Consider the following 14,074-nt stretch of genomic DNA (forward strand, 5'->3'; position numbering starts at 1 on the left):
ATGTTCCTAAATTCAAAACAGAGCGAGTGCAAAGAAAATCGTAGCTTGCGGGGCGGAACGCCATCGCCAAGGAAAGCTTTAAGTTCTTGCTTGCTGCTCGTCTTTGCCAGCACAGCTTTTTATAGCCCTCAAGCCTCAGTTGTCGCTGCGGGTATCCCCCCGGTGCAGCTTCTTTCTCAAGCGCCAGAAAGCAACATTAACATACTCTACGTGAGTTCTAGCGGTGGTAGCGACACAGGAGGTAACGGGAGCGATCGATCGCCATTCAAAACCCTCACCTACGCCTTAAGCGTAGCCCCGCCCAAAACAGCAATTTTACTAGCGCCCGGTACTTACAGCGCTCAAAGCGGCGAAAAATTTCCATTAATGCTCAGACCCAGCGTGACTGTCCAGGGAAATCCCAACACTCGCGGCCAGAATATTGTGATCAAAGGCGGAGGAGAATTCCTCAGCCCGACTTCGGCGGGTCAAAACATCGCAATTTTAGGCGCAGACGGGGCGGGACTCAGCGGGGTGACAGTGACAAATACCAACTATCGCGGTTACGCTTTGTGGATCGAATCGAGTTCTCCGACGGTTGTCAACAATACTTTTTCGGGGAGCACTCACGACGGGATTTCGGTAGTGGGAACTGGAAGGCCGACGATTGGCGGCAATGTTTTCTCGAAAAATGGAGCTAACGGGATTACGATTTTTGGCAGTTCCCGGCCGGAAGTTCGAGATAATGTGTTTGAAGACACTGGATTTGGCGTGAATGTAGCGCAGAACGCCTCGCCTTTGCTGATCGGTAACAAAATTACTCGGAATAAGGACGGCGTCGTGGTGCAAGCTGATGCTAGACCGGTGCTGCGTAACAATTATATCGAAAGTAACAAGCGGGACGGAATTGTGGCGATCGCCCGAGCTCTGCCGGATTTGGGAACTGCGGCCGAACCGGGGGGCAATGTCATTCGCAACAACGGTCAGTACGATGTCAACAATGCGGCGAAAGGTCAAGTAATCCCAGCTTACGGCAATCAATTGTTGAGCAATCGCACGACGGGTTCGGTAGCTGTGGCTGGAACTTTTAGCCCGCCTGCGCCCATTGCGGGCAGTGGTTTGCTGCTAACGTCCGATCGATCTGCGAGTATCGGCGGCCCTGAAACTTCTCTCCCTGTTTACACTCCGGGGCGGCTAACTCCCCGAGTTGAAAGAGCGCTAATTGCGCCACCACAGCCTGTTTCCATAAGGTCGTCTAACCCTCAGTTGCGGCAAGAAATTGCTCCGATAAATGCCACTGCTGCATCGATTGTTCCAGGGGCGATCGCAATTCCCGTACCAGATCCCGATGCTCGATCTGTTCGAGAAAGTTCAGTAGAGCAACCAATAATTTCGCCCAATTTTGATAGGTCTAGTTCGGTTTCTTCCGAGGGTAAATTGCCGGTTCCTGGCCGCAACATTCCTCTAGGAAGGGGCGGCTACGTACCTGCTATTTTAGGGGGTAATTCTGTGGCAGGTTCGGAGAATTCGCCGTCATTCGATCGAGCTATTGCTTTGGGTTTCCGGTATCGAGTTGTGGTGGATGCCCAGAGTTCCGGCGACAGACAAAAAATACTCTCCTTGGTTCCCGATGCTTTTCGGACTTTTACCAACGGGCGATCGGTAATGCAAGCCGGCGCTTTTCGGGAGCGCGAAAAAGCTGACGAATTGCTCCAAATTCTCACCGTTAACGGTTTGAATGCTCGCATTGAAGATATTAAATGAAATGGGCTTGGCAGTTGCCAGTTGTTTGTTGTCAGTTGTTTGTTGTTAGATCAATTCCGGTTGCATTCCTCATGATGTTGACTGTTGACTGTTGACTGTGAATCGAATAACTGAAAATTGCACCGAGATAGGTGGTGATTTGTAAAAATCCTTCATGAATTGCCCTCTAATTTATCACCTGACGATGCAGCCGGAAACGATATTATTAAGCTGTAACGTGTAGCGCAAATAAACATTGCATATTCAGGGCGGGACACCCCACTCATTGTTTTATTGTTTTTTGATATACAGTTTAAATGCCGCAACAGCTTATTAGCTAATGCCAACCACCAACCACCAACTGCCAACCACCAACTGCCAACCACCAACTGCCAACCACCAACTGCCAACTGCCAACTGCACGCAAAATTTTAGGGCCTAGCATATCGGATGCCAGACCCTAAAACATTTGTGAGTTAAATTGATTCAAGTGGGTTTTTAGCTGTGCTGAAATCCAGCAAAACTACTACTAAAGTTTACTTTTTGGCAATTGCTCTGCGGGCGATATAGCTAATAGCGGAGCCTATGCAGACTTCTGTGTTTGACTGCGCGATCGCCATTCTAACTTGTTGACATTCGATTTCTCAAATCGCCTCAAGCTATTTCACAAATCTCGATCGCAAGATCAACCTTTCTTTGCTAATAAACTATACGATTCAGGCATGGCCTGCGAACTAGAGTCGATCGGGACAAATACTCTAATTTCAAATTTTTTATCCAAGTTTTTTTTGCTTCTTGGTTCTGCCCCTCATGTATTTAACATAACACCAACTTCCGCCATGACAATACTTTCTTTACTAAACTTGACACTTTTTAAGTCATTAGTCATTAGTCATTAGTCATTAATCATTAGTCATTAGTCATTAGTCCAACGTCATGTTTTGCTGTCGCCTCGGAGCTTTCCGTACAGCGTCATCAGGAAGAAGGTATATACAGCAGGCTTTTTAGAGTTCCAGACTGTATGTTTAATTAGGTTGATGGACTTAACAATTTGTACGATCGCCCGTTAGCCCTCGCAGAGGATCGCGCCATGTGCATATAGCGGTTGTCAAGAAAGTGAGGTATGCCCGGCGCGGGCCTATGCCCTGCGCGGGCCGATGCCCTGCGCGGGCCAGCGACAGCTCATCTTTCTGAGAAATGCTATATCCGACAGTATTTGCTGGCTTTCAGCGCAGCAAAGCTTCCCAAGTAGCGCGGCCGACAATGCCGTCTGCTGGTAGTTGATATTGTAGCTGAGCAGCCTTGACAGCAGCTTGAGTTTCCGCCCCGAAAACGCCGTCAGCACTAACGCGCAAAAATCCCTTCGCCCGCAGTCGTTCTTGCAAATCTCTGACCGCCGGGCCCCGCATTCTTCTTCTCAAAATCGGAAAATTGGTGGGCTGCGGTTGTGGGTTAATCTCTGAGTTTTCTGCCGTTGCAGGATTGTTGGCGATCGGGCTTTCGATCGCCCCAGGAGTCGCAGGAAACAGCCGGTTCCAAGTATCTTGACCGACAATACCGTCTGGGGCGATGCCTGCTGCTTCCTGGAACTGAGACACAGCTTTAGCGGTGCTTTGCGAGAAAATCCCGTCTACACTGTCAGCGTAAAATCCCAACAACGCAAGAGCAGCTTGAAGTTCGCGCACTTCCGAGCCGCGGCTGCCCAATTTGATGGCGGGACGGACGATCGCACCTGTTTGGGCTGTTTGGGCGATCGGGCTATTATTGTTAGCGGGTTCGGAGGCCGGTAGCTGTGCAGCAGCAGGAGTAGAGGCGATCGAACTTATTGCCAAAAAACCGCACAAACCCCAGCCTAGGGGCCAACTCAGAACCTCGCGAGCTTCATTCCAGCGTGCTGTCTGGTTTCGGGACATGGAAAATTCGACCTCTGTCTGCACAACTCTTGGCGATCGTACATCAAATCTGGCAAAAATTGGGCATCGGGCATCGGGCATCAGGCATCGGCCAAACAGGGCATCGGGCATTTTTGATTCTCAGCGCTTCCCTCCGAGCAAAAAATTAATCCCCTGAAATAGCTGCAATTGGCAAAAAAACTGCTAGATTGCCGTAGAGCAAACAGTCAATTACCCATCACCAAGCGGAGTACCGCTATGATGAGGGCTTGTATCTACGCTCCACCGCAATTCTGAAAACCTTTGCAGGATATCAGCTTTAGTTTCATCGCGCGACACATCGGGGGATACTGACAAGCTCCCCGTACTCGTCCAGTCTTGCCGAACGAGCAACGTTCTCATTGCAATGTTTCGCGCCCCAACCAAATCAGCGTGTAATTCATTACCACAACATTCACAGCGAAACATTAGCCCCTTGTTCGGTCGATTAGCCTTCGAGGTATGCCCACATTTAGGGCAACTCTGCGAAGTGTAATGCGCTGGAACTTTAGTCGCTAAACTACCAGTCAAATTAGCTTTGTAGTGAATGTAACCGTGTAATTCGGCGAAAGACCATCTAGCGCTGTTCCGATTAGCTTTGCGCTGTTTCTTGCTTGCCTTTTTGCCAGATTTTGACTTCGTTCTTTCACGGATTCCGGTCAAGTCTTCCAGTCCAATCAAGCTAACCGGCTTGGCTATTTCTTTACTGATTTGGTGGTTCACATCAGCGATAAACCGTCTCTCCCGTCCCGATAAAGCGATTAATCTTCGCTTGGCCGAACGGGTGTCTTTACGCTGTAAAGTTCTTCGAGCCTTCTGATATTGATTGGCTCGATGTCGTGATGCTTTACCGGAATAGAAGGCAGACTTATTGTTGAGGTCTGTTTCTACTGCCAGATATCTCATTCCCACGTCAACACCAGCAATTCTGGTGATGGTAGTTGGCTCAATATCTGGTAATTCAATCTCAATACTTACCATTAAATAGTAAGTTTTGGAAGAACGCTGGTAAACTATCTTCGCTGCTCCAATTTTTGAGCAGGATCTGATTAAGTCTAAGTGTTTATTCCAGCCTTCATAAGAGACAACGATACGACCATTCAATGTTCCAATGCTGACTTGCTGACCGGGCTTAAAGGAATAGTCGCGCTAGTAATTCAAGGTCACGGTTCGAGACGAGTATCTGGGAGCTTTGTCAAGCCCTTTAAATCGCTTCTTAGTGTATCCTTTTTTTATTACTTCGCTATTCTGTTTAACCTTTGTCATCAATGCTTTAAATGTTGCAGCGACTTGCCTGGGTACGTTACACGCCATCTGCGCGCCTAACTTAAAATCAGAGCGCAAATTGTTGTAAACCAGTTTTTGCAACTTAGCGCCCTTGCTAGACTTGCCATTGTCGAAAGCAATTACCGAGGTATAGTTCAAAGCGTCACGATAAGCTAACGTAGTATCGCGTACTACTGATTTCTGATCGGCTGTGAGCTTTAACTTTAGTTTGGCGGTGATAACTTGGTTCATGGTTTCAACAGACTCTGTAACCATCTTATCTGTTGAAAACGCCAAAGGCAATAGTTCGGGCAAAGATTTGTTCGCTTACTGGCGTTGCTGAATTAGGAGATGAAATCCTCCGGGCAATCCCCCTGTGGTTGCCCTCACCGCCGACGGGGTAAGCACTCTTTGCTTTACCCCTACAGACCCATCATACTTTCATTCAGCAACGCCACCGATTTTTCTGCCCCGTTGCGATTGTTCGCAAACTTTGGAGACGCGGGTTTATGTCTCCATCGTCACGGGTGGGTCTTTGACAATTAAAATTGTATCCAATATAAAGCCGTCCTACAATAACGGGGTTTCCACCCACATTTTCCGATGACAAAATCCAGCATCCCCACCAGAACCGCCAGCCAAATAGACATCGGCAACGTCAACATCGGCAACTTCCAAGTCGGCAGCATCAGCGGCAATAAATACAACGATTTCAACGCCAACGGGCGGCCCGATGGCGGCGAAGTGCCAATTCCCAACTGGCAAATCTACCTCGACCTCAACAACAACGATCGACTTGACTTTAACGAACCTTCCACCGTCACCAACGCCCAAGGCAACTACACCTTCGCCAACCTGCCGCCTGGGACTTACCAAGTTAGGGAAGTCCAGCAGCCGAACTTTCGCCAAACTACGCCCAATCCCGCGCCCATCACGATTAACAGCGGGACTTTTGCTGGCAATATCAATTTTGGCAACAACTTCAACGCCGGGACGATCGCCGGGACAAAATTCAACGACATCAACAGCAACGGCCGCCAAGACCCAGGGGAACAACCCCTAGCTAACTGGCAAATTTATCTCGACCTCAACCGTAACAACAGGCTCGACGGCGGCGAACCTTCTACTATTACAAACCTTCAAGGCAATTACGCATTTGTCAATATTCCTGCAGACACATATTTGGTGAGAGAAGTCCAGCAACCGGGTTTTATCCAAACTACGCCAGACCCTGGCCCGATTAACGTTACTTCCAATGCCAATATCAACAACGTCAATTTTGGCAATGTCTTTTTTGTCGGCAGCATCAGCGGTATTAAGTACAATGACCTGAATGCCAACAGCATCCGAGACGCGACTGACCCGCCTCTGGCTAACTGGCAAATTTATCTCGACCTCAACGGCAACAACAGCCTCGATCCGGGCGAACCGAATACCATCACTAACCCGGAAGGTAACTACACTTTTGGCAATGTTTCCCCCGGCCGCTATTTGGTGAGGGAAGTTCAGCAGCCCGGATGGGTTCAGACTACGCCAAATCCAGGGGCGATCGACATTACGGGCAACACTAACGCTGTCGGCGTCAACTTCGGCAACAATTTCCCCACCGGCAGCATCAGCGGTTTCAAGTTCAACGACCTCAACGCTAACGGTATCAACGAACCGACGGAACCGAGAGTTGCCAACTGGCCGATTTACATCGACCTCAACAACAACAACGCTAGCGATCCCAATGAACCTTCGACTTTAACCAACCCCCAAGGCAATTTCTCTTTTATCAACTTGCCCCAAGGCACTTATTTCGTGAGGGAAGTCCCGCAGCCCGGTTTTCGACAAACCACGCCAAGTCCGACTCCTATTACCGTCGGTAACGGCACAAATGCGACTAACCTCAGCTTTGGTAACGTGTTGGTAACGGGGACGATTAGCGGTGTCAAATTTAACGATTTTAATGCCAACGGTCGCCTCGATGCCGGGGAACCGCCGATCGCCAATACCCAAATTTACATCGACCTCAACAACAACAGCAGTTTAGATCCGGGCGAAGCGAGTACCTTGAGCGACAGTCAGGGGAATTACAGTTTCCGCAACGTTCCGGTAGGTAGTTACGTAATCCGGGAAGTTCAGCCTCCGGGCTTCATTCAAACGACTCCGCCTGCGGTGGTTGTTGTCTCGGCAGATGTTCGGGCTAGCACTATCGATTTGCTGACGGGAGAGGCTGAGGGTCGATCGGCTAAATCTTTGAGTGGCGACTCGCTGACGGATGGGGGCAACTCTGCGGGTGCGGAACCGGAGGCTTTGATGGCGGCGGATAGCTTGCTTTCGAGCGCTGGTCGTGCTATTTATCCAATTAGTGATTTTTTGGTCGATCGACAAGCGGCGAGTTTAGGCAATCTTCCTAACTTGGGGCAACAGAATGTCGGTCGGGAGCCAAATACACAAGTGGGTGAATTTGTCAATAAAAACGAATTAATTAATTGGAATCTCGGAAACTCTTTCGTGCCGTCGGGTGCGAGGGATTTGTCGGTGATGTAGGGTAAAAAAAAGTAGGCGCGGCGCGGCGATCGGGAACCGGAATCGCCGCGAAGCCCAAACCGCCGATCGACAGTGGGAAGTGGTTAAAGGGCGATCGCGTGATACCGTATTGTTGGCAACCTCCAACACTCAAGCCTGAGTTCCGGCAACTCCGAAGCAGGCTTGTATATTGGATGCAAGATTCAGAGGCTTTAGGATCGATCGTGAGTGAGAAACTATCAGACAGTTCCCCAAGGCCGACCGACATATTTCCAGGCAAAGCAAGTCAGTTCGAGTCCGATCGCTCGATCGGTCTAAAGTTTTTTCAGGTTGGCAATCCCAGAGGCTGCGATCGCCTCTTCACAGCGAACCGTGACAAACCTGAATGATGCAGCCTGACTAGATATCGGGGAGAACACTAAGTCTTAGGCTTTTTAAAGCTCGAAACAGCAAGTAAGTAGGGACACAGAAGGCGTGCAAATCTTGAAGAGGTTGCCCTCAAATTGCCAGGGTTCTTCAAAACCTGATATACTTGCCAGCGACAAAGCTTGAGGCATTGTTGTGTGAGATGGGGAACATTACCTCAAGCGCAGACGTATGTAAAATCGAGTGGCAATTGTCAGCGACTAGCAAAAGCTACTCAGCTATTGACAAACCCATACAGTAGTCTGTAATTAACGTGGATTTAGGTGTGAAGGAGAGAAATCATGGCAGATTTAACTAACGAAGAGCGGATTGCCCAGCAATTACAGGTTGGGAATGCAGGCCCGGCAATTATAGGCATCAAGTTCAATGACTTGAATGCGGATGGGATCAGACAGGCCAATGAACCGGGTCTGGCAAACGTCCCCATTCTCCTCGAACCTGCGGTCGGCAGCAACGGCACATTAGATGCAGGGGATGTCTCCGTACTGACAAACGCCAACGGATCGTTCTCATTCATCAATCTTGTTCCCGGCAACTACGTACTCACAGAAACCACAGTACCCGCAGGTTTCCGTAGTACGACTCCCAATCCCCTCGCTGTAACTGTTGGAAACACAAACGCCAACGTTTTCTTTGGCAACACCCAAGTTGTGGGCAGCCGGATCGTTGGATGCAAATACCTAGACGTAAATGGCGACGGCTTTCGAGACGGGAATGAACCGGGCATTAAAAATGTCAGGATATATCTTGATATAAATGGCAACGGCCAACGCGATGCAGGCGAACCCAACACCCTAACAGACAAAAATGGTGCGTGGTCGTTTGACGTAGCGCCCGGAACCTACAAAGTTCGGGAAGAACGGATCGCACCACAAGTTGATGCAAACGGACTAAGAGTTAACAGTCCGACCGCAGAACCTTTAGAAACACAAGATTTCCCCCAAAGCACCCCACCCAACAACATTCCCGTACTCGACGTAACGGTAGCCGCCGGCCAAACCTTTGCCTGCGCTCAAGTTGGTGACACTCCGCTCTATCAAATTGAAATTAACAAATTTCGGGACCTAGACCGCAGCGGCACGCGAAATGTGGTCAATGGAGTTTTGGAATCCCCCATTGCTAACGTACCCTTCATTTTAGATTTGAACGGTAACGGTCGCTGGGATGGAGCCGCCGCTGAACCAGTTGCCATCACCGATGTCAACGGAGTGGCTACCTTTAAAAATTTGCGAGCGGCCAATTATTCAGTTTTGGAAGTTTTTCCCCAAACCTCTCTGAGCGAAGTAGGTGGGCCTAACATTCCTCCCGGCAATCTCAATGCTCCAGTAGCAACAACTCCCAACCCCGCTCTGGTTTCTGCACCAGGCCCGCAGGCACGGTTCCAGGCCTCGATCAGCAGAGAGCAACCGCTGTTAGTAGCAGACTCAACCTATACACTGAAACCAAACGACCCTAAATTCGTAGACAACAACTTAGACGGCATCCAACAGCCAGGGGAACCTTCTATTGCAGTCACGGGTGTACGACCGATTTTTGCGAACACGCCTTTGGCTTTCCCAGCGACTAACCCCTCACCGGCACTTACCTTTACTCCTGTGGGAGCTAATACTGGCGCTGGAACGAATGCTGGTGTGGGCAACACTCGACCTAACATCACTGTATTCAAATACAATGACCTGAACGGAGACGGTCGCTACGAGCCAACTCAGGGTGAAGCACCCCTTAGCGGTGTTACCGTCTTCATCGACACCAACAATAATGGGGTTGCTGACACCGGAGAACAACAAATACAGACTAATGCCCAAGGAAGAGGAGCATTTACCAACTTGGCGACGGGCAGTTACACCGTGCGAGAAGTCGTACCGGCTGGTTTCTCGCCTTCTACATCTGTTGCTGTTCCCGTGACTCTGAGCACTCAGGACGCTAACGTTACTTTTGCCAACACGCCGAACAGCAACATCACCGGTTGCAAATTCGAGGACTTTAACCTCAACAGCTATCGAGACGGAAATGAACCGGCGATTCCCAACGTTACTGTCTATCTCGATACGAATAACAACGGTGCTTTGGATGCAGGGGAAGCCACTACGACTACCGATCAGTTTGGTCGCTTTGCGTTCAACAATTTGACTCCGGGTACTTACAACCTTCGAGAAGTACCTCCTCCTGGTTTCTTCCAGACGACTCCAGCGCTGAATATTGTTCTGGGCCCCAATCAAACTTTTACCTGCGCTTTGATTGGCAACTCTCGCACCTATGACCTGTCGGTGCCTAAATTCCGAGACGACAACCGTAACGGCACACAAGATCCAGGCGAACCGCCCCTGGTCGATATCCCATTTACTCTGGATTTGAACAAGAACGGCCGCTACGATCCGGCAACTGAACCTCTGGTAAGAACGGATGCTAACGGGATTGCTGTATTTCCCAATTTGTTCCCTGAGAACTACTCGGTTTTGGAAGTCTTCGATCCGAGCGTTCAAAATCCGTTCCCGATCCCAACCGGGCCCAATCCTGTTACCTTTAACGTGCCGGGCCCCAATACTTCGCCTTCGGTGCCTCTACCAGCGGCAACAAGAACTGGTTCTAGCATCGATTTGCTGACTGGCGACGCGGGTGTTGCGGCTGCTAGCACCGATCCTTTGACTAACGGTGGCGGTTCCGCTGTGGTGCAAGCGAGCAGTGTTGATAGCTTGCTCGCTCCTACACCAGAAGGCGTAAGTAGCTTTATTGACTTCAACGCTTTGAAAGATGCGGCGGAAGCTTCCATCGTATCGTTTTTAGAAGCTCAGAAGCTTGATGAACCTAAATTAATGTTGGGCGCTCCAACTTCGACTCCGCTGTTTTAAGGTTAGTTTGAGTCTCTAGTTTCAGACTCAGCAATTAGCAGCTAGTTGGTTTAAACTGCACGTCAAAATATAATTTTGGGGTGCAGTTTTTTGCGATCGCGACTTGTGCATAAATACCTTTAGGAGTTATATCAAGTAATATCCCGACCAGAGGAAGAGTTTTTGAAATTGTCAGTTATTGGCCAGTATTGTTGGTCAACTCGCCCCTACAAGTAATATCAAATCCATCTCAATAAAGTAGAACATTGGTGTTAAACAAAACAGTAATCCCGCCACCTTGGTAGCGGGATTGATAGGTTGCAGTTGAGCTATTCTCTAGTTTTGCCAGAGTGGAAATTAGCTTGCTGCTGAATTAGCTCATCTTAGCCATTTCTTGCTGAATCGTGCTTTTGGCTGCTTTAAATTTAGTAGCCATTTGTTCCATTTGGGCTTCGCTAAAGTTGCGGCGAATTTGAGGGAACATATCGCCTTCTTCTTGCTTGACGTGATCCTGAACCGCTGTTTTGAGCAGTTTGATTTGAGCTTTGAAATCCGCAGAACTAGGGTTCATAGCCTTGATTTTGGCGAGCATTTGCTTCATTTCTGCTTGCTCGTCGTACAGTTCTTGGGTATCCGTGTAGTAGCTGCGAACTGCGGGATAAACTATTTGTTCTTCGGCTTCTGCGTGCACGCTTAAGTCTTTGTAAAGTTGACCGAAGAATTCTTGCAGTTTTTGAGGATCTTCGGTTTTTTCGATTTCCATAAATAGGGTATCGACTTTGCGGTGATCCATTGTGATGATTTCGACAATGTTCATCTCATCTTTGGTGCGGGTGACAGCACCGCCGATGATGCCGCTCATAGCAGCGACGGCATCTTGGACGCGAGCCCAAACGCCTTGATCGGGGTCTTTTCCGGTCAGTTCCCGCACGCCCAAGATTTCGAGAACTCCTTTGAGTTGTTCTTGGTGAGCGCGGTTTTCAAAGTTAACTGTGTTGAGGGGAGTAATGGCTGCTTCGATGTCTGCGCCGACTACTTGAGCGGCTTTGTGAACTAACATTCCGGCCATTGTTTGTTGGTGTTTGAGCAGTTCGTGCTGACCCACTTTTTCAAACATTGTGAGTTCAGAACCTTTCATTAGTTTGTGAACTGCTTCGATCATTTTTGTGGTGGTTTCTTTGGGTTCGCTTTGAACCCCGTATTGGACGATCGTAGTTTCCAGTACGCCCAAGTTTTTGCGATCGTCTTCGAGCATATCGCGGAAGCGATCGCGCAGTTCGGAGTCGCTGCAGGAATTGATGAACAATTGTTCGTTAGCAATCAGCAGATTTTGCACTGCTTTCATGTCTGCTAATTTAGTTGCGATCGCTTGGCGCTTGGTATCTTCTAAGGTAGCTACCATCTGTCGTGTCTCCTCTCGATGTCTTTAGTGTTCTTTCGTGTTCTGATATCTTTTAATTTATTGGAATATTCCGATCGCTTCCTCTTTCTCCCGACTGATTCATTAATATCCCGCGCAACCTATTGACTTTTAAACAAAAAAATGGTATTAGATTAAGGCTAAGGTCGTTTTAAAAAAAAGCCAAAATTACCCTTAATAACAGCCAACAGTCAACAGCCAACAGCCAACAGCCAACAGTCAACTGAGTTTTGTATCAATTAATCCAGATCGCAAATCAGTAAAGCGTTACCATAGTTGCAGCCGAAGTTAACTAAAGTTTAAGAATAACTAGCTTGTCTCAACTGCTCGCTGCTTTAGAGTTCCCAGCCAATGTCTGGAAGCTGCACAATGGGTTAACGGTCATTCACCAACGGATGCCGGCCACACCTGTGGTTGCGCTAGACGTGTGGGTGAAGGCTGGCGCTACGCGGGAAACCGATGCTTGGTCGGGAATGGCTCATTTTCTCGAACACATGATATTTAAAGGGACGGATTCGATCGCCCCAGGACAATTTGACCGAGTAATCGAAAATCGCGGCGGTGTCGCCAATGCAGCTACAAGTCACGACTACGCCCATTTTTTCGTCAACGCTGCGGCTGATTATTTAGCAGAAACGGCGCAGCCACTGGCAGAATTGCTGCTGCGCGCTGCGATTCCCGATGCAGAATTCGATCGCGAACGAGATGTGGTGCTCGAAGAAATCCGCCAAGCTCAAGACAGTCCCGATTGGCTGGGTTTCCAAGCATTGATGGAAACAGTTTACCAGCGACATCCCTACAGGCGATCGGTACTAGGAACCGAAGAGTTGCTGATGTCGCGAACTCCCCACGAAATGCGGTGTTTTCATCGGTGGCACTATCAGCCGGATAATATGACTGTGGTGATAGTCGGGGGAATTGATGAACAACAAGCCAGAGACATCACAGAGAAAGCATTCGATCGATTTTCCGATCCGTGGGAATGTCCCAAATTTGCAGCAGAAGCGGAACCGCCCCTGGTAGAAATCCGCCGTCAGGAACTCCGCATCCCCCGACTGGAACAAGGGCGGCTGATGATGGCCTGGACTGGGCCGGGAGTTGAACAGTTGCAAAATGCTTGCGGCTTAGATTTGCTCTCAGTGTTGCTCGCAGACGGGCGGACTTCGCGTTTGGTCAGGGAACTGCGCGAAGAATTACAATTGGTAGAGGCGATAGAAAGCTCTTTCTCGCTACAACGGGAATCTAGTTTGTTTACTATTAGTGCAGTCTTGGAAGCGGATGATATCGAAGGAGTGGAAGCTCGGATTTGCGATCGGCTTTGGGAATTGCAATCTGAGCCGGTTTCGGAGGCAGAACTGATGCGCTGTAAGCGTTTGCTGTGCAATGACTTTGCTTTTTCGATCGAAACGCCGGGACAGTTAGCCGGTCTTTACGGATATTACAGTACGATCGCTACTGCCGAATTAGCGCTCAGCTATCCCACCACGATTAAAGCATTTCAACCATTAGACCTGCAGCGTCTAGCTCAACAATATTTATCTCCCCGTCGCTACGCGGCTGTGGTGCTCAAGCCTGTTTGATTGTTAAGCAAGTGAATATCAATAGACTTCAGATTTCACAGGAGAAGTCACGGACTCGATCGAGAAACCGCAGATATCAAACAGATAAACACTGATTCACCCAGATGATTTCAGGGTATTTTCCGATTTTGCAAAAGAGGTCTAATATCTTTTGTACCGGATAGATGTTTGTTTGTCCGAGGTTTTTTGCGCTTACGGCGCAGCCGGATCGAGTAGATTTTGTTACCAGAAAGTTGGGTCTAAAGCCCCGTCCTTATATAGCAATCCTAAATCATTATCACGTGCGGCGAACATAAATGTGATTTCCCCCAAATCCATCTGTAGGGACACGGCAGTGCCGTGTCCGGGAGACGGCAATGCCGTGTCCCTACAGACAATCATTTAGGA

9 protein-coding genes are annotated in these 14,074 nt (G+C 48.9%); 5 read left to right on the forward strand and 4 right to left on the reverse strand.

The genetic code is table 11. The features are described from left to right. Positions 1–1,743, forward strand: a complete 1,743-nt coding sequence (locus tag QUA97_RS19700; RefSeq protein WP_228050296.1) for a DUF1565 domain-containing protein — start codon at positions 1–3, stop codon at positions 1,741–1,743. Between the two features lie 1,205 nt (positions 1,744–2,948). On the opposite strand, the gene QUA97_RS19705 is transcribed toward QUA97_RS19700, so the two are convergent. From QUA97_RS19705 to QUA97_RS19715, 3 genes are all read right to left on the reverse strand, one after another. Beyond that, positions 2,949–3,746 carry a peptidoglycan-binding domain-containing protein gene (locus QUA97_RS19705; protein WP_228050297.1) on the reverse strand — a complete coding sequence of 266 codons (798 nt, stop codon included), beginning with the start codon at positions 3,744–3,746 and terminating at the stop codon, positions 2,949–2,951. Positions 3,747–3,845: 99 nt separating this feature from the next. Then, positions 3,846–4,757 (reverse strand): RNA-guided endonuclease InsQ/TnpB family protein, encoded by a 912-nt coding sequence (locus QUA97_RS19710; RefSeq protein WP_228050298.1) that lies wholly within the window; start codon positions 4,755–4,757, stop codon positions 3,846–3,848. Between the two features lie 45 nt (positions 4,758–4,802). Further along, positions 4,803–5,234: a hypothetical protein gene (locus QUA97_RS19715; protein WP_333195620.1), complete on the reverse strand. Its 432-nt coding sequence runs from the start codon at positions 5,232–5,234 to the stop codon at positions 4,803–4,805. A gap of 288 nt (positions 5,235–5,522) precedes the next feature. Here QUA97_RS19715 and QUA97_RS19720 point away from each other — a divergent pair, with 288 nt between their 5' ends. The 3 genes from QUA97_RS19720 (at position 5,523) to QUA97_RS19730 (ending at position 10,708) form a co-directional block, all read left to right on the forward strand. Next, positions 5,523–7,454: an SdrD B-like domain-containing protein gene (locus QUA97_RS19720; protein WP_194070537.1), complete on the forward strand. Its 1,932-nt coding sequence runs from the start codon at positions 5,523–5,525 to the stop codon at positions 7,452–7,454. Between the two features lie 173 nt (positions 7,455–7,627). Next, positions 7,628–7,822 (forward strand): hypothetical protein, encoded by a 195-nt coding sequence (locus QUA97_RS19725; RefSeq protein ID WP_194070538.1) that lies wholly within the window; start codon positions 7,628–7,630, stop codon positions 7,820–7,822. 318 nt (positions 7,823–8,140) lie between these two features. Continuing rightward, complete coding sequence (locus tag QUA97_RS19730) at positions 8,141–10,708, forward strand: MSCRAMM family protein (protein ID WP_333195621.1); 2,568 nt, start codon at positions 8,141–8,143, stop codon at positions 10,706–10,708. A gap of 352 nt (positions 10,709–11,060) precedes the next feature. Here the strand turns inward: QUA97_RS19730 and QUA97_RS19735 are convergent, their stop codons facing one another. Continuing rightward, the gene (locus QUA97_RS19735) at positions 11,061–12,089 is read right to left on the reverse strand and encodes a hemerythrin domain-containing protein (protein WP_333195622.1); all 1,029 of its coding nucleotides are present in this window, start codon (positions 12,087–12,089) and stop codon (positions 11,061–11,063) included. Between the two features lie 332 nt (positions 12,090–12,421). Here QUA97_RS19735 and QUA97_RS19740 point away from each other — a divergent pair, with 332 nt between their 5' ends. Beyond that, entirely contained in the window at positions 12,422–13,687 is a 1,266-nt protein-coding gene (locus QUA97_RS19740) for a M16 family metallopeptidase (RefSeq protein WP_333195623.1), read from the forward strand. The last annotated feature ends 387 nt before the right edge of the window (positions 13,688–14,074 follow it).

Origin of the sequence: Microcoleus sp. CZ3-B2 (genome assembly GCF_036705055.1) — a bacterium.
Classification (GTDB): domain Bacteria; phylum Cyanobacteriota; class Cyanobacteriia; order Cyanobacteriales; family Microcoleaceae; genus Microcoleus.